The organism is Enterococcus sp. DIV1639a, from assembly GCF_050530445.1.
In the GTDB taxonomy this organism is placed as follows: Bacteria; Bacillota; Bacilli; order Lactobacillales; family Enterococcaceae; genus Enterococcus_B; species Enterococcus_B hirae.
This window is the reverse complement of the sequence record NZ_CP172886.1, coordinates 2597715-2615038: the sequence shown is the minus strand read 5'-3', so window position 1 is coordinate 2615038 and position 17324 is coordinate 2597715. Positions and strand designations below refer to the sequence as shown.

Sequence of the window (17324 nt, the reverse complement as noted above, 5' to 3'; positions counted from 1 at the left end):
GATGAAATACTAAAAAACGACTGTCACTCCCGTTACTAGGAAGTGACAGTCATTTTTTGTTGCGGTTGTTCCTTGTTGATAGCTTGTTGCATCGATCATTCAAACATTTTCTTAGCAGCACGCATCAATGTAGGAATATCTTTGTCATATCTTGGAGTTTTAACAAGACGTGACATTGGAATACCAGCAAAATGGAAAGCAGCGATCTCGCCAGAGCGTACGGCACTTTGTTCCGTAAAGATCATTTGATAAGGTTGTTCGACAAACTCTCCAGTAAATGCCAAGTTCGTTGAGTGTTGAGGAATCACTTTTGGTCGGTCGCTTTTTGCTCGATTATTAAATAATGCAGAAGCATAAGGCATATACACAGGAATATTATTCACAACGCTATCAAAAATCTCGGTTTCCTTCGTTCGAATATTTTCAGGACCAGGATCGACTTTCGAAAGTTGTCCGATCAGTTCTTCTAACATTTCTTTCCCAGTCATCTTGATATATTGCTTATCCACAAATTCTCCACGACGTCGAGGGTATAAGAAATATCCCCAAATGACGGTTTCGTTTGGTTTTTGTGAAGTAAAATGTGGTTGGTGATGAACGACGATCGACATATTGACATCTTTTTGTCCGAGTGGCGTGATTGGTGTAGTGGAGATAAATGAATTCAATGCATTACCAGGGACTTGTGTCGTGATCCGAGTAATTTCATTTAAAAGCAAATGGTCCTTAGTTGTTAGAGTGAAACTGACCCATTCACTGGCATCACGATCGGCAAAAAATTTGTCAGGGTTACCTAAATTATAGAAACGTTCACTGGCTTTTTTCCACAAGCTAGAAGCAGCACCATAATCCATATTTTCAACAGCTGGTGTATCGTAGTCACCTAGTGTAGCCGAATCAGTAATTGATCCGTTAGTGAAAAGCACACCCGTATCACCATCAACCACAACGTGTTCTTCCTCATTGGTTAACGTGTTGATCATTTTTAAGCCAGTCACTGTAATTTCATCTTGCATCGGAGTTTCTTTGAATTCCCAATCGACTACGCGGCGGTTCAAAATGATTTGACATCCTTGGTCTTTTAAATAATTGATCAATGGCAACATGATACTTTCATACTGATTATAGCGAGTTCGGTTTACTCCTACCAAATGTTCGATTTGTGTAAATTCATAAATCATTTGATGCATATAGCGACGAAGTTCTTGGGCAGAACTACGAGTACGAAAAGCAAAAGTTGTTTCCCACATAAACCAAAAGTTTGTCTCAAAGAAGTGAGGATCATCTTTGAAGTATTCTTCAATTGTGACATTATCTAATTTTTCTTCTTCTGAATCAGGCATGGCGATCAGCTTAGTCAATAACAAACGATCTTTATTGTTAAATCCTAGTTTGCCTCCGTCAATAATTCCTTTGCCGCCTTCCATCAAACGTGCTTTATCAAATGTTCGGTGTTTTGCATCAAAATCTCTAGTATCTTCAGCCGCAGTCATTCCTGGTTCGGTGACAGAGGGGATTCGGCTTAAGAGATCCATCAAATCCACGTATGTTCGATAATTGAGCATACGTCCACCACGGGCGATATAGCCCTTTTTGTTTTCTAAGGGATGATTTTTATTCCAATATTCATCGACAACGGTATCCGTTGGGGCACCATCATTGGAGCCATGGTCATCTAAAGAATAAAACGTAATCTGATCACCACGCCAGTTTCCTTCTTGAATCAAATAAACAGCAGCTGCCATATTGGCGATTCCAGCGCCAATCATTATTGCTTTACTTTTTCTCATTGTGATTCCTCCAGTATTTTACAAGTGAACAGTCTGACGATTCGTTTTTTTGACTAGATCGATTCAAATTCATCATACAAATGACGATCATCTTCTAACAAGCCTGTCTTTTTACCAAGATAAACAGCACCCAATGTTAATATGCCTAGTCCAATACCTAGTTTGATCCATTTTTTACTCATAAGATGTTCCTCCTTTGTTTTTTCTCTCGTCCTTCTATGTAAAAGGATAGAACCTTTCATTCTAATTGCCAAATGATAGGGTAACCAAATATCCGAACTTTGGACAGATTGAACAGAGTGTCTAATTTTGAGCAAAAGTAAGTCAATGGAATCGAAAAGTTGGTCAGCTGAAAAAATGGAAAGCTTGGGAAGGAAATCAAGATTGGCAGAAAATCTGGAAAGAATGGTTTGCCAGATAGCAATGAAAAGATATGTAAGAGATTTGTGTTATTTTATATCTGATAAAACATTAGGTAATTAGAATTATTTTTTAAAAAAAGTTTCATTAGATTTGATTTTAAAATCAAAATTCTAAATAAAATGCTTTCAAAAATAAAAATCGCATAAAAATTTTGTGTTATAGTAAAACTGTTAAAAATTCTATATATAACAAAAAAAGGCAAAATAAAAAAGCACCGAGACAGTGCTTGCTTTAAAAGCTGATAACGGACAATGCCTTATTTTAACTCGCTATGTTGATTTGAATGCTACCAACAAATTGATTATAGCATAATACCAAAGAGTTACAAGTAGAAAAGGAAAATCACTTTGTCTAACTATTCATGATGGTTGGCAATTGTAAAGAAGACAACTTGCTAAGTTGTGTAAATGTTAAAAGAAGGGATGGATAGTGAATGACAAAGGACTATACGATTGGTTTAGATATAGGAACCAATTCTGTGGGCTGGGCGGTACTAACAGATGATTATCAATTAATGAAAAGGAAAATGAGCGTTCACGGAAATACTGAAAAAAAGAAAATCAAAAAAAATTTTTGGGGCGCACGATTATTTGATGAAGGTCAAACAGCGGAGTTTAGAAGAACTAAGCGAACGAATCGCCGAAGATTGGCTCGCAGAAAATATCGACTCAGCAAATTACAAGATCTTTTTGCTGAAGAACTCTGCAAACAAGATGACTGCTTTTTTGTACGTTTGGAAGAAAGCTTCTTAGTTCCAGAAGAAAAACAATACAAACCAGCATCGATTTTCCCCACGTTAGAGGAAGAAAAAGAATATTATCAAAAATATCCGACAATCTATCATTTGCGCCAAAAGTTAGTCGATTCAACGGAAAAAGAAGATCTCCGATTGGTTTATCTGGCATTGGCTCATCTATTGAAATATCGTGGCCATTTTTTGTTTGAAGGAGACTTGGATACGGAGAATACCTCTATTGAAGAAAGTTTTCGTGTTTTTTTAGAACAGTATGGCAAACAATCAGATCAACCACTGATCGTTCACCAACCCGTTTTAACTATTTTGACAGATAAATTATCGAAGACGAAAAAAGTGGAAGAAATCCTCAAATATTATCCTACAGAAAAAATCAACAGCTTTTTTGCTCAATGTTTAAAATTGATCGTTGGGAATCAAGCGAACTTTAAACGTATATTTGATTTGGAAGCAGAAGTAAAACTCCAATTTTCAAAGGAAACCTATGAAGAAGATCTGGAGTCTTTGTTAGAAAAAATCGGTGATGAGTACCTAGATATCTTTTTGCAAGCAAAGAAAGTCCATGATGCGATCTTATTATCAGAGATTATTTCTTCAACTGTCAAACATACGCAAGCAAAACTGTCTTCAGGGATGGTTGAACGGTATGAACGGCATAAAGCTGATTTGGCAAAATTCAAACAATTCGTGAAAGAAAACGTACCGCAAAAAGCAACAGTTTTTTTCAAAGATACCACCAAAAATGGTTATGCTGGTTATATCAAAGGAAAAACAACTCAAGAAGAATTTTATAAATTCGTCAAAAAAGAGCTAAGTGGGATAGTAGGAAGTGAGCCTTTTCTAGAAAAAATCGATCAAGAAACCTTTTTATTGAAACAACGTACTTATACCAATGGGGTTATTCCTCATCAAGTACATCTAATAGAATTGAAAGCGATCATTGATCAACAAAAACAACATTATCCATTTCTAGAAGAAGCAGGACCAAAAATCATTGCGTTATTCAAATTTCGAATCCCTTATTATGTCGGTCCTTTGGCAAAAGAACAAGAGGCTAGTTCTTTTGCTTGGATCGAGCGGAAAACAGCTGAAAAAATCAATCCGTGGAATTTTTCAGAAGTCGTAGATATCGAAAAATCAGCGATGCGTTTTATTCAAAGAATGACAAAGCAAGATACGTATTTACCGACAGAAAAAGTACTTCCTAAAAATAGCTTACTTTATCAAAAATATATGATTTTCAATGAACTAGCCAAAGTGAGCTATAAAGATGAACGAGGTGTGAAACAGTATTTTTCCGGTGATGAGAAACAGCAGATTTTTAAACAGTTGTTTCAAAAAGAGCGAGGGAAAATCACTGTCAAAAAATTACAAAACTTTTTGTATACGCATTACCATATTGAAAATGCCCAGATTTTTGGTATTGAAAAAGCATTTAATGCTTCGTATAGCACGTATCATGATTTTATGAAATTAGCAAAAACAAACCAAAAAGCCATGCAAGAGTGGTTGGAACAGCCCAAAATGGAACCGATTTTTGAGGATATCGTAAAAATACTCACCATTTTTGAAGACCGGCAGATGATTAAACATCAATTAAGTAAGTATCAAGAGGTCTTCGGTGAAAAGTTGCTCAAAGAATTTGCAAGAAAACATTACACTGGCTGGGGAAGATTCTCAGCTAAATTGATCCATGGCATCAGAGATCGAAAAACGAATAAAACGATCCTTGATTATCTAATCAACGATGATGACGTTCCGGCTAACCGTAACCGTAATTTGATGCAGCTGATCAATGATGAGCATTTATCTTTTAAAGAAGAAATTGCAAAAGCAACGGTGTTTTCTAAACATAAATCATTAGTTGACGTCATACAAGACTTACCAGGAAGTCCGGCAATCAAAAAAGGAATTTGGCAAAGTCTTAAAATCGTGGAAGAACTGATTACGATCATTGGATACAAACCAAAGAATATCGTGATCGAAATGGCAAGAGAAAACCAAAAAACGCATCGGACGAAACCACGTCTTAAAGCTTTAGAAAATGGGTTAAAACAGATAGGAAGCACGTTATTAAAAGAACAGCCAACAGATAACAAAGCGCTCCAAAAAGAACGGTTGTACCTGTACTATTTGCAAAATGGCAGAGATATGTATACGGGAGAACCGCTAGAAATCGAGAATCTTCACCAATACGAAGTGGATCATATCATACCGAGAAGTTTTATTGTGGATAATTCTATTGATAACAAGGTGCTAGTTGCTAGAAAACAAAATCAAAAGAAGCGAGACGATGTGCCGAAAAAACAAATAGTCAACGAGCAAAGAATCTTTTGGAATCAACTGAAAGAAGCCAAATTGATTAGTCCAAAAAAATATGCGTATTTAACCAAAATTGAACTGACACCAGAGGATAAAGCTCGTTTTATTCAGCGGCAATTAGTCGAAACGAGACAAATCACGAAACATGTTGCGAATATTTTACATCAATCTTTTCATCAGAAAGAGGAAGGAACAGATTGTGATGGGGTACAGATCATTACGCTAAAAGCAACATTGACGAGCCAATTCAGACAAACTTTTGGGCTTTATAAAGTACGTGAGATCAATCCACATCATCATGCGCATGATGCGTATTTAAATGGTTTCATTGCGAATGTTTTGTTAAAACGGTACCCTAAATTAGCACCTGAATTTGTCTATGGAAAGTATGTCAAATATAGTTTAGCAAGAGAAAATAAAGCTACCGCTAAAAAAGAATTTTATTCCAATATTTTAAAGTTTCTTGAATCAGACGAACCGTTTTGCGATGAAAATGGGGAAATTTATTGGGAAAAAAGCCATCATCTCCCACGGATCAAAAAAGTTCTTAGCTCCCATCAAGTGAATGTAGTGAAAAAAGTCGAACAACAAAAAGGTGGTTTCTATAAGGAAACGGTCAATTCAAAAGAAAAACCTGATAAACTGATCGAACGGAAAAATAATTGGGATGTGACGAAGTACGGTGGTTTTGGAAGTCCAGTCATTGCCTATGCCATTGCGTTTGTTTATGCCAAAGGGAAGACACAAAAGAAAACCAGGGCAATTGAAGGAATTACCATCATGGAACAAGCGGCTTTTGAAAAAGATCCGACTACATTTTTAAAAGACAAAGGCTTTCCCCATGTGACAGAGTTTATCAAATTGCCAAAATATACCTTGTTTGAGTTTGATAATGGGCGCAGAAGATTCCTGGCAAGTCACAAGGAGTCGCAAAAAGGGAATCCTTTCATCTTATCGGACCAATTAGTAACCTTGTTATACCATGCACAGCATTATGACAAAATCACCTATCAAGAAAGTTTTGATTACGTCAATACTCATCTTTCTGATTTCTCAGCCATCTTAACCGAAGTTCTCGCTTTTGCAGAAAAGTATACACTTGCGGATAAAAATATAGAGCGAATTCAAGAACTCTATGAAGAAAACAAATATGGAGAGATTTCGATGATCGCACAATCCTTTTTGCAGTTGTTACAGTTCAATGCGATAGGTGCTCCAGCAGACTTTAAATTTTTCGGAGTAACGATCCCTCGAAAACGTTATACCAGCTTAACAGAGATTTGGGATGCTACGATCATTTACCAGTCGGTCACTGGTTTATACGAAACGAGGATAAGGATGGGTGACTTATGGGCTGGCGAACAGTAGTAATCAATACCCATTCTAAACTGACTTATGCAAATAATCATCTGGTGTTTAAAAATGCGCAACAAACGGAAAAAATCCATTTGTCTGAGATCGATATCCTTATTTTAGAAACAACCGATATCACGATCACGACAATGTTGTTGAAGCGTTTAACAGATGAAAAAATCTTAGTGATATTTTGCGATGACAAGCGATTGCCGTCATCGCAATTATTCTCCTATTATGGGCGACATGATAGTAGTTTGCAGTTATCCAAACAAATTCAGTGGGAATCGGACTTGAAGGGCGTAGTTTGGACAACGATCATTGCCCAAAAGATCCATAATCAATGTCGTTTTTTACAAGAAAATGATTTTGTTGAAAAGGCATCTGCGCTTTCCAAGTTATCAGAAGAATTGGAAACATTTGATCCGACGAATCGTGAAGGGCATGCGGCAAGAATCTACTTTCAAACGTTGTTTGGTAATCAATTCACGCGGGAGGAGTCGAATGAAATCAATGCGGGGTTAGATTACGGTTATACGCTGCTAATGAGTTTGTTTGCAAGAGAAATCGTTAAAAATGGTTGTATGACACAATTCGGTTTAAAACATGCGAACCAATTTAATGATTTTAATCTAGCAAGTGACTTGATGGAACCATTTCGTCCGCTAGTTGATCAAATTGTTTATACATATCGTGATCAACCTTTCCCGATTATTAAAAGAAGGCTGTTTGATTTGTTTTCACAAAAGTATTTATATGGGAAAAAAGAAATGTTCTTAACGAATATCGTGACGGATTACACCAATAAAACGATTAAAACATTGAATAATGAAGGGAAAGGAGTTCCTTATTTCGGAATATGAGTTATCGTTACATGAGAATGTTATTAATGTTTGATCTGCCGACAGAGACGAGCGATGATCGAAAAGTTTATCGAAGGTTCAGAAAGTTTTTACTGAGTGAAGGCTTTATCATGCATCAATTTTCAGTATATAGTAAGTTGTTGTTGAACGGTACTGCTAATCAAGCGATGCTCGGTCGATTAAAAGCCCATCATCCTAAAAAGGGCTTAGTTACCTTACTAACGGTCACTGAAAAACAATTTTCACGAATGGTTTATTTGTGTGGGGAAAAAGACCTGAGTCCAGCTAATTCAGACGAACGAGTCATTTTTTTAGGAGAGGATGTGGAGGATGAACCTTAACTTTTCTTTATTAGAACAACCGATAAGCTTTGAAAAAGCGCTGATTTTTGTAATTGAAGATGTGGAAGTTTTTTCAAAAGTCGTTCATGGAGTTTACCAGTATGGTGAAAATAGCATGTTAAAGTTTTTCAATGATAAATTACAGCTACTCAAACCATCAGAATTGATGGTTGTGACGGATATCTTAAGTTTTGATAGCCAAGCTCCGACTACATTGAAGCTGATCTATGCTGACTTAGAGCAACAATTAAATGAAAACATCGAACTAAAATCAAGGATTGATCAATTAACCACCAAGGTTCAGGAATGGATTAGTGAGGAACTCTTAGAACATGAATTAGATTTAGTCTGTGAAGAAATGAGTATGGTTGAGCTATTCAAAGCATTAAAAATAAGAATTACGACGCAACCAGAATCAATCTTTCAAAAAATAATGGAGATTTTACAGATTTATAAGTATCTAGTGAAAAAGAAATGTTTGGTTTTTATCAATGTTGGAGCGTACTTAACAACCACAGAAATGGCTGAACTACAGGAATATATTTCTTTGTGTCATATGCCTGTCCTTTTTATCGAACCACGAAAAATAAAAGGATTGAAGCAAACTGTTTTAGATCAAGACTATTTTTTGTGTGAAGAAATGTGGTAAAATAAGAACAATCAAAATAACAAAAAAACAGCATGAATGAGCATTCAAGACGAAAGTTTTGCTATGGACGAGTAGCGCGATTACGAGATCTTGTGAGAAAAAAATTTTTTCTGCGAGGTTTTAGAGCTATGTTGTTTTGAATGCTTCCAAAACCCAAGCTTCAAATAATTTAGAAGTGTCTGCGTTTTAGAGCTATGTTGTTTTGAATGCTTCCAAAACATGAGTATTGTGTCGATATTAAAGATTACAGTTTTAGAGCTATGTTGTTTTGAATGCTTCCAAAACGACGAGGATAACGGGGTAACAGAAGGACATTGTTTTAGAGCTATGTTGTTTTGAATGCTTCCAAAACCGACACACCCGACCAAAATAAACCACTCGAGTTTTAGAGCTATGTTGTTTTGAATGCTTCCAAAACAATACTTTAACTCAGTAGCTAAGATTCATGGTTTTAGAGCTATGTTGTTTTGAATGCTTCCAAAACGAGAAATAGCATGAAAACGAATTTTGAACGGTTTTAGAGCTATGTTGTTTTGAATGTTTCCAAAATGTAGAAGCGTTGTGCTTTACTCGATCGCTGTTTTAGAGTTGTGTTATTTTGAGTGCTGACCTCATCAACTATGATAAGAGGTAGCTTTAGAGTTATGTTGTTTTGAATGAATGAAGATGCCTACTTTATCATGAAAAGTAGGCTCTTTTTTTACTTATATATAGGAAAGTGTCTTCAGTTGTTGAATCTGCTAAGTTTTGATCATTGAAAGGGGGAATCGTGCCTTTTAAAAATGAATGGGTATGTTTACGGAACAGGACACAATTGTTCAGTCTTTTCAACATTGAAACGAATTCATTTTCTCAAAGAAAAGATGATTTGCTAATTTCGTGCTTTTTCTCTATCATCAAACAGTAGGCATTTGTTCGTGAACTAAAATGAATGTGAGAGGGGACAGTGAGATGTTTGATACAAATTTGATAACTTATTTGGACTGGTTGATCGCAATTTTAAATATTGCTTCAATCATTATTTTGCTGGTAGGGATTTTTTTAGTCTTAAAAAATCTTTTTGACTGGCACCCACTGAAAAAAGACTACGAACAGCGTAATTTCCGAAATGCGGAAGTACGCAAATTATTGGCTAGTTATATTTTGCTGAGTCTAGAGGTGCTAGTGGTAGCAGATATCATTGAATCAGTTATCAAACCAACTTGGACAGATATTTTAAAATTAGCAGTGATCATCATTATTCGAACGATTATTTCCTATTTCTTGAATTTAGAAACACAAGATAAAAAGCAAGTAAAGGTAGGAACACATAATGGAAATTAATTTGATCGAGAAACTTGCCCCTTATTTGGAACTATTAGTCATCGTATTAGACGTTTTTGCTATTTTAATCATTCTCTGGGGTGCTTGGTTAGCTATCAAAGATTTTCTCTACTTTTCTTTTACGGAACGAAGAATCAAAGCAGAGCGGATTAACCAAAACAATGCAATCAAAAAAATGTTAGGTGGCTATATCTTGTTGAGTTTAGAAGTCCTGATCTCAGCTGGTATCATTGAGTCCATTATCAAACCAACCTTGGAAGATGTCTTCCAGTTAGCTGCTTTGGTTGTGATCCGAACGATCATTTCGTTCTTTTTAAATAAAGAAATCGGCTCGGATGCACGACAATAAGTTATAAATATCACGCAACTCGTTTATTACGATGTGCCAACGTAGAAACATTTGCAATATAGAAAAAATCTCAAAACAACTTTCCAGGTTTTGAGATTTTTTGTTTTGCTTTTTAATTGCCTAACATCGGCCAGTTTATAGAACGAACGTTATTAAACAGTTGTGCTAACAACTTGGTTTTTTCACTGGAAGCTGGCTTTCAGTGAAGCATACGCCGGTTTTTCCCAGCACGGCTTATCGAACTGCTTGAACTGCCCAGACAATCGATTTTTCAATTGTGTCTACGGAAACGGGAACAATTGTCGGAAACTGTTCTGCTTCTGGCGTATAGAGAGTTTTTTCACATAAAATCCGAGTGTTTTCTTGTTGTGCAGCACTTTTTATTGCTTCGTCTAAGTGCTGATAAACAACGGGATCGACTTCCATATCGAAAGTAGTGACGGACTCTAAGGCTTCTCGGTAAATCAGATATTTTACGTCTGAGTTGGTAACGATACGGACGTGGAGTTTTGTTTTATTAATGCGTAAAATGCCACTTAATTCAATAACGAAAGCTTCCAAACAATTGATTTTAAGTCGTAGTCTATAAGGTAATTGGGCTAACCATTGGTTGAATAAAGGCTGTATTTCGGCTAATAAGGATTGCTGTTCTGGGGACAAAAGATAAAATTTTTCAGGTACAAAGAGTTGATAATTATCCCATGCGGTGCGCATCAAACGAATTAAAGCGCGTTCGAATGCTCGGTTACCGATGAATTTTCGATTGAAATAGCTTTCAAACTGGGTAATCAGTTGCTTGATTGATTGGCTATCTTCAATGAAAACTTGATGGAGGTGACAGAAGTCTTCTTCGATTGCTTGGTAAGAATTGAAGCCATAATCACTGAGATTAAATAAGATCAAAGCAAAGTATACTTCATTTTCTTGATAATAATGTTTTAGTTTAGTTGTATGCCATGCATCCATCACATATTGATAAATGGGGCGTTTTTGAAGTTCGGCTATAAAATCTTGTTCAATCGATAAGGGATGCCTTTTTTGAGACAAATAGCTGATCAACAATCCAATACGTAAGATCTCACGGTTGTCTTTATCGTAGATACGCCTACTATTAAAGGTTACCGATTCGATAAATTCATCTATTGCCAGGAAGTAGTCTGCTGGAAGTGTTGGGATCTTCAAGGTACCCGTTCGATAAGTCACATTCAATAATAATAAACGACGTTCGATCTCCGTAAATCGTGGAGAGTGGTGTTGGATTTGAATGTCACAATCTTCAAAATAAGCAAGTACTTGTTTTTTTAATGAATACGCTTTGCTAACAGAAATATACTCGATTTCAGTCAGTTGGAGATAATCAGGTTCATTTTCAAGATATAACTGACAAGTTTTAAGAAATAAAGAAGGGCGTGCTAATTTTTGTATCAGGCGAAAACGAGGGATCGTAGGATCAAAATACAAGGAACAAGTATCTTTTTCTCGGTGGCTATAGATGATCTCATCCTTGAGTTCAGTTCGAATCGCTTTGATGTCATTGAGTAACGTTGTTTTGCAGACTTGTAATAAATGTGACAGTTCGTCTAAATCGATTTCTTTTTTGTGATAGAATTGACCGCAAAGAAATAACTGGCGTAAAATATTTTTTTCCAAATAGTCTTCAAACATTAAAACTCCTCCGCTTTGTAGATGGTTGAACAATGTACCATTCATTATGCCATGATTTAAAGTTTAAAACACCTTTATTTTTTTTCATATGAATGAAAAAGCTTGTGTTGACAAGCTTTTTTGTTATAAAACGATGTTTTATAAAAATATAAAGAGAAAAAATTCTTGTGAAAAAAATACAATAAAAGTAAAAAATGGATGAGTAAACGGATAAATAAAATAATTATTTTTTTAATATACGTATTTATTTTTAAACACACTTAAGAAACAACAGTTTTTTATCTCATGTTTTTATAAAATATTCGTTATTATGAGTAGAAAATTCTGAAAAATCAGACTTTCTTTATTTTTTTCTAAAAAAAGGGGTTATTTTACAATGTTATAAAAAAAATTATCTCATTTTTTGTTCTATAGTCAGTAGTGTGATACAGATGGATGGTTTCATCTGCAGTTACAAAATCGTTGGCCAACGAGAACAATATGGAGGTAATAGACATGAAAGATATGGATATCAAAGCCGTCTTTATTGGCGACAAATCAGAAAATGGCGCATTTTACAAAATGCAATTGAACAAGATGGTCGATGAACATTTAGGCTGGAGAGAGAATTATCTTCCTGGTGACGTTGCAGCCATTAGTGAAGCCGACAAACAAGCACCTCGATATATCGCCACTCGTGAGCATATGATGGAAGTCTTGGATGAAGTCAGTCAACGGATGCGTGCAGGATCAATCCCTTGGCATTCTGCTGGGCGTTATTGGGGTCAAATGAACGCTGAGACATTGATGCCTGCCTTGCTTGCTTATAACTTTGCTATGCTTTGGAATCCGAATAATGTGGCATTGGAATCTTCTATGGCAACTTCACAAATGGAGGCAGAAGTAGGACAAGATTTTGCTGATTTATTCAATATGACCGGTGGCTGGGGCCATATTACAGCAGATGGCTCGATCGCAAACCTTGAAGGTCTTTGGTATGCACGTTGTATCAAATCTATTCCCCTTGCAGTGAAGGAAGTTTATCCTGAAAAAGTCAAAGATAAAACAGATTGGGAACTATTGAATCTTTCTGTCGAAGAAATCTTAGAAATGGTTGGAACCTTCAGTGATGAAGAATTAGATGCTGTCAAAGCAGCTTCATCTCGTAGTGGGAAACACCTCCAAGAACTTGGCAAATGGTTAGTGCCACAAACGAAGCATTATTCATGGATGAAAGCTTTAGACATTTGCGGGATTGGGTTAGATCAAATGATCGCTATCCCAGTTCAAGAAGATTATCGTATGGATGTTGCTATTTTAGAAAAAACGATCCGTGAATTAGCCGCACAAAAGATTCCAGTCCTAGGTGTGGTAGCGGTCGTTGGGACTACGGAAGAAGGCCAAGTGGATAGTGTAGATAAAATCGTCGAATTGCGAGAAAAATTATATAAAGAAGGAATTTATTTCTATCTTCACGTTGACGCAGCTTATGGCGGGTATGCACGTGCATTGTTCTTAAATGAAGCAGGCGAGTTTGTACCTTATGAATCTTTGCCAGACTTTTTTGAAGAACATCATGTATTTAATTATGATGTTTCCATTGATCAAAGTGTTTACGATGGGTTCAAAGCAATCTCTGAGGCAGATTCGGTCACGATCGACCCGCATAAAATGGGCTATGTTCCTTATGCTGCTGGAGGTATCGTAATCAAACACAAAGAAATGCGTAACATTATTTCCTATTTTGCTCCTTATGTTTTTGAAAAATCAGTAAAAGCACCGGACATGTTAGGCGCCTATATTTTAGAAGGATCAAAAGCCGGGGCAACGGCTGCTGCTGTTTGGACTGCCCATCGTGTATTGCCATTGAACATTACTGGTTATGGTCAATTGATTGGTGCCTCGATTGAAGCAGCTCAACGATTCCGAGCATTTTTAGAACAATTGAGCTTTACCATCAAAGGGAAAACGATTGAAGTTTATCCTTTGAATCATCCAGATTTTAATATGGTCAATTGGGTATTTAAAGTCAAAGGATGCACGGATTTAAAAACGATCAATGAATTGAATGAAAAAATGTTCAATCGTTCTTCTTATATGGAAGGGGATGTTTATAGTGAACATTTCATTACTTCACATACGACCTTTATGAAAGAAGAATATGGAGATTCCCCACTTCCTTTCATTGAACGGATAGGTCTTTCGAAAGAAGAATGGCAAAAAGAACAAAAAGTGACATTGCTAAGAGCGGCAATTATGACACCATATCTTAATGATGACAAGATTTTCGAGTTCTATACGCAAGGCATCACCAAAGCCATGGAAAAAACACTCAATGAAATCTTATAACAATAAAAATTAACCGATAAACTGTCTAGTGAAGAACGGTGTTACAGGAAGCTATGATCAAAGAAGATAGATGATGCACGTTGAATTGTTGTATTCAGAGTAGAAAGAGTGGATGTTCAAACGCTTTTCCGATTCAAGATATCAAGATTATGTCAAACTCAGATAGTTGAAGACTAGTGAGTAATCGGGTAAACGTAAGCAGTTCTTTTTCAAAATGAAATACTGCCATTAATTTTTTTCGTTCATAGCTTTTCCCCCCTGTAACGTTCAAATTAGATAGTTTATTCTGTGTTGATGGAAAGAAGGAAAATAACAATGACAGATTCGAAAACTTCACAAATCACTACACTGACATTCATCGGTATGACTTGTGCCTTAGTTGCTAGTGTTCGGAACATTCCTGATGTTGCAGCCACGGGTTGGACGATGCTTTTCTATATGCTTGTAGCGGTATTATTTTATGCTTTTCCTATTTCGTTGATCTCAGGTGAATTTGCTGGGATGTTTCCCCAAAAAGGTGGACCAGAACTCTGGGTCTCAAATTCTTTAGGACGAAAATGGGGCTTTGTTGTCTCATGGCTTTTATGGGTCCAAATGTTTCCAGGGATGGTGATGGTCGCTTCAGCGCTAGCACCTTTATTGGGTAATATGATTGATAACGTTCCTTTAGGGTTGAACAGTAAATTTACTTTGATCGTTATTCTAGTCGTGTATTGGATCATTACATTATTAAATTTGAAATTTGATATGGCTAAAATTGGTGGGAAGATCGGTGTTTGGTTAGGTCTATATATTCCATTAGCAATTATGCTTCTTTTAGGTATTTTTTCATGGATCAAAGTCGGTATCCAACCACATGCAACATTAGGTCATTTTTCTTGGGCTAAATTGATCCCTGATGCAGAAACAGCGAAATCATTCGTTTACTTTGCACCAATCATGTTTATCTTTACGGGGATCGAGATGTCTTCTGTCTACATCACCCGTTTGAAAAATCCTGTAAAAACTTATACTAAAGGGATCTTTGCTGCATTGATTTTTCTCTTCTTTGTGAATACATTGAATGCGTTAGTCGTAGCAAATGTGGTACCTAAAGGCCAAATGGAGTTGAATAATATTGCGCAATCCATTTCAATCTATTGTCAGATTCTAGGATTACCACATATCATCGTTAATATTTTCAGTTTATTAGTCTTTGTAGGTGTAGCTGTCCAATTATCTGCATGGGCTTCAGGACCAGCAAAAACAGTCACTGCAAGTGCGAGAAAAGGAGCATATCCACCAAAATTCAATTTTTGGAAAACGAACCAATTTGATGTGTCAAAATCAGTGATCTTAACACAATCAACGATTATTTCGATCTTTGCTTTGTTTTATTTGTTGATACCAGGTGTCAATCAGGCATTTCTGATGTTAGTGAACTCCACGACAGTTATTTATTGTATTGTATATGTCATTATGGGGATTGCTATTTTGAAATTAAGAAAAGCCAAACCTGAACTTGCTCGACCATTTAGAATCGGTAAAAAAGGTGGCAAGGGTGATTTAGGTGTATGGATCGTTGTACTTGTTCTTTTTGCAGCAATTGGCTGTTCGGTAGGCTTGACGATGCAAGCTGGAACGTTGATCAACTTTATCGCAGTAACGGTGATTAGTTTGATCTTATTCATTGCCCCATTATGTATTGATAAAATCAGAAAACCATCATGGGAACAAGAAGTCCAACAAAAATTGAATCAAGAATAAAGAAAAGGTGAGTAAGATGGAAAGAACCACAATGAAGAAAACTTTGACGAACCGGAATATCCAGATGATTGCGCTAGGAGGTGCGATCGGGACTGGACTATTCTTAGGTTCTGCCAAAGCAATCAAGTTGGCGGGACCTGCTGTCTTGCTTACTTATTTTGTTTGTGGTCTCGCTATTTATGGGTTGATGTATGCGATGGGTGAGCTCTTTTTATCCAATAATGAGTTTCAATCGATCGGCGATTTTATCCAATACTATTTAGGCGAACGATGGGCATTTTTAGTCAACTGGACGTATTGGTTATGTTGGATGGGTGCTGGATTGACCGAATTGACAGCGATTGGTTTATATATCCGCTTTTGGTTACCAGCACTCTCTCCCTTAATCAGTGGGATCTTCGCACTTATTGCCTTAGTGATCATTAACGTAGTTGCGGTTCGTTGGTTTGGTGAGTTGGAATCCTTGTTTTCAACTATCAAGATTTTTGGGATTTTATTATTTATTCTTTTAGGGATTGGCGTTTGCTTTTTGTACTTCAAGTCACCAAGAATTGGTGTTAGAGAAAATTTTGATCAGCTCCAAACCATTTTTCCATTTGGACTAACCGGCTTAGTTGCTGCTTTTCCAATGGTTTTATTTAGTTTTGCCGGAGTTGAAATGATCGGTTTAACGGTGGGCGAAACAGCAGATCCACAGAAAAACCTTAAAAAAGCGATCCAATGCTTACCCGCACGTATCCTCTTTTTCTATATTGGAACGATCGTGGCGGTTTTGTTAGTCGTTCCTTGGCAATCTTTAGATTTAAAAGAAAGTCCGTTGGTCACGATGTTACAGTTCATTCATTGTAGCAAAGGGGCAGGAGTCATCAACTTGATCATCTTGGTTGCTTCACTTTCTTCCACGAATAGTGCCATTTATAGTACGAGTCGTATCTTATATAATACGGCAAAAGAAAAAAATCTTTCAAAATGGTTTCTAACATTATCTTCTCGGGGTGTGCCCTTGCACGGTATCTTATTTACTGGAGGCATGTTTTTATTAGGTCTTTGTTTACATTTTTTTGTATCAGATAGTCGGATTTTATTTCAATTACTTGCAGGCATGACCACGATTTCGTTCTTATTTGTCTGGTCAGCTATTTTATTTGCCCATCTAAAATTAACGAAAAGTCAGTTGAAAAAATGGAAAGATCGACTCATTCTATGTTTTTTTGGTTTGGTAGGAATCAGTTTGTTTTTTGAACCAACTACTCGTGTGATTCCCGTAGTTTCCGTTGTTTGGTTTGGTGCCTTGAACTTGATCTATCAACGGATTCGTCAGACCTCTCCAAAATGATTCGATATTTTTCCCCTATTTTTTTCAGGGCCCTCTGAAATAATTGACGTTAAATCAAGTCTCTCCTACCTATAATAAAAGT

12 protein-coding genes and 1 CRISPR repeat array are annotated in these 17324 nt (G+C 36.4%); of the genes, 9 read left to right on the top strand and 3 right to left on the bottom strand.

The annotated features are described in order from the left end of the window. Window positions 1-95: 95 nt before the first annotated feature. Both IGJ32_RS12010 and IGJ32_RS12005 read right to left on the bottom strand, forming a co-directional pair. Window positions 96-1790 (bottom strand): oleate hydratase, encoded by a 1695-nt coding sequence (locus tag IGJ32_RS12010; RefSeq protein ID WP_010720996.1) that lies wholly within the window; start codon window positions 1788-1790, stop codon window positions 96-98. A 53-nt stretch (window positions 1791-1843) separates the two neighbouring features. Further along, complete coding sequence (locus tag IGJ32_RS12005) at window positions 1844-1972, bottom strand: hypothetical protein (RefSeq protein ID WP_010720995.1); 129 nt, start codon at window positions 1970-1972, stop codon at window positions 1844-1846. 674 nt (window positions 1973-2646) lie between these two features. Here IGJ32_RS12005 and cas9 point away from each other — a divergent pair. From cas9 to IGJ32_RS11975, 6 genes are all read left to right on the top strand, one after another. Further along, window positions 2647-6657: a type II CRISPR RNA-guided endonuclease Cas9 gene (gene cas9, locus IGJ32_RS12000; protein ID WP_342082029.1), complete on the top strand. Its 4011-nt coding sequence runs from the start codon at window positions 2647-2649 to the stop codon at window positions 6655-6657. After that, window positions 6639-7505: a type II CRISPR-associated endonuclease Cas1 gene (gene cas1, locus IGJ32_RS11995; protein WP_010720993.1), complete on the top strand. Its 867-nt coding sequence runs from the start codon at window positions 6639-6641 to the stop codon at window positions 7503-7505. The genes cas9 and cas1 overlap by 19 nt, the downstream gene beginning before the upstream one ends. Next, window positions 7502-7846, top strand: a complete 345-nt coding sequence (gene cas2, locus IGJ32_RS11990) for a CRISPR-associated endonuclease Cas2 (protein ID WP_010720992.1) — start codon at window positions 7502-7504, stop codon at window positions 7844-7846. The genes cas1 and cas2 overlap by 4 nt, the downstream gene beginning before the upstream one ends. After that, window positions 7836-8495 carry a type II-A CRISPR-associated protein Csn2 gene (gene csn2, locus IGJ32_RS11985; RefSeq protein ID WP_126342973.1) on the top strand — a complete coding sequence of 220 codons (660 nt, stop codon included), beginning with the start codon at window positions 7836-7838 and terminating at the stop codon, window positions 8493-8495. The genes cas2 and csn2 overlap by 11 nt, the downstream gene beginning before the upstream one ends. A gap of 117 nt (window positions 8496-8612) precedes the next feature. Further along, window positions 8613-9045: direct repeats of the CRISPR family, unit length 36 nt; unit sequence GTTTTAGAGCTATGTTGTTTTGAATGCTTCCAAAAC. 401 nt (window positions 9046-9446) lie between these two features. Continuing rightward, the gene (locus IGJ32_RS11980; protein ID WP_010720990.1) at window positions 9447-9818 is read left to right on the top strand and encodes a DUF1622 domain-containing protein; all 372 of its coding nucleotides are present in this window, start codon (window positions 9447-9449) and stop codon (window positions 9816-9818) included. After that, window positions 9808-10167 (top strand): DUF1622 domain-containing protein, encoded by a 360-nt coding sequence (locus IGJ32_RS11975; protein WP_010720989.1) that lies wholly within the window; start codon window positions 9808-9810, stop codon window positions 10165-10167. The genes IGJ32_RS11980 and IGJ32_RS11975 overlap by 11 nt, the downstream gene beginning before the upstream one ends. A gap of 234 nt (window positions 10168-10401) precedes the next feature. Here IGJ32_RS11975 and IGJ32_RS11970 read toward each other — a convergent pair whose 3' ends face one another. Then, a complete protein-coding gene (locus IGJ32_RS11970; RefSeq protein WP_207494666.1) occupies window positions 10402-11832 on the bottom strand; it encodes a helix-turn-helix domain-containing protein in 1431 nt (476 codons plus the stop codon). Between the two features lie 495 nt (window positions 11833-12327). On the opposite strand from IGJ32_RS11970, the gene tdc reads away from it, so the two are divergent. The 3 genes from tdc (at window position 12328) to IGJ32_RS11955 (ending at window position 17242) form a co-directional block, all read left to right on the top strand. Further along, the gene (tdc, locus tag IGJ32_RS11965; RefSeq protein ID WP_373169227.1) at window positions 12328-14160 is read left to right on the top strand and encodes a tyrosine decarboxylase; all 1833 of its coding nucleotides are present in this window, start codon (window positions 12328-12330) and stop codon (window positions 14158-14160) included. Window positions 14161-14475: 315 nt separating this feature from the next. Next, the gene (locus IGJ32_RS11960) at window positions 14476-15906 is read left to right on the top strand and encodes an amino acid permease (RefSeq protein WP_053766207.1); all 1431 of its coding nucleotides are present in this window, start codon (window positions 14476-14478) and stop codon (window positions 15904-15906) included. 16 nt (window positions 15907-15922) lie between these two features. Then, the gene (locus tag IGJ32_RS11955; RefSeq protein ID WP_063627605.1) at window positions 15923-17242 is read left to right on the top strand and encodes an amino acid permease; all 1320 of its coding nucleotides are present in this window, start codon (window positions 15923-15925) and stop codon (window positions 17240-17242) included. Window positions 17243-17324: the final 82 nt, after the last annotated feature.

Excerpts from the sequence above, each read along its gene's own strand:
- IGJ32_RS12010 (WP_010720996.1), bottom strand. The coding sequence starts at position 1,790 with ATGAGAAAAAGTAAAGCAATAATGATTGGCGCTGGAATCGCCAATATG.
- IGJ32_RS12005 (WP_010720995.1), bottom strand. The coding sequence starts at position 1,972 with ATGAGTAAAAAATGGATCAAACTAGGTATTGGACTAGGCATATTAACA.
- cas9 (WP_342082029.1), top strand. The coding sequence starts at position 2,647 with ATGACAAAGGACTATACGATTGGTTTAGATATAGGAACCAATTCTGTG.
- cas1 (WP_010720993.1), top strand. The coding sequence starts at position 6,639 with ATGGGCTGGCGAACAGTAGTAATCAATACCCATTCTAAACTGACTTAT.
- cas2 (WP_010720992.1), top strand. The coding sequence starts at position 7,502 with ATGAGTTATCGTTACATGAGAATGTTATTAATGTTTGATCTGCCGACA.
- csn2 (WP_126342973.1), top strand. The coding sequence starts at position 7,836 with ATGAACCTTAACTTTTCTTTATTAGAACAACCGATAAGCTTTGAAAAA.
- IGJ32_RS11980 (WP_010720990.1), top strand. The coding sequence starts at position 9,447 with ATGTTTGATACAAATTTGATAACTTATTTGGACTGGTTGATCGCAATT.
- IGJ32_RS11975 (WP_010720989.1), top strand. The coding sequence starts at position 9,808 with ATGGAAATTAATTTGATCGAGAAACTTGCCCCTTATTTGGAACTATTA.
- IGJ32_RS11970 (WP_207494666.1), bottom strand. The coding sequence starts at position 11,832 with ATGTTTGAAGACTATTTGGAAAAAAATATTTTACGCCAGTTATTTCTT.
- tdc (WP_373169227.1), top strand. The coding sequence starts at position 12,328 with ATGAAAGATATGGATATCAAAGCCGTCTTTATTGGCGACAAATCAGAA.
- IGJ32_RS11960 (WP_053766207.1), top strand. The coding sequence starts at position 14,476 with ATGACAGATTCGAAAACTTCACAAATCACTACACTGACATTCATCGGT.
- IGJ32_RS11955 (WP_063627605.1), top strand. The coding sequence starts at position 15,923 with ATGGAAAGAACCACAATGAAGAAAACTTTGACGAACCGGAATATCCAG.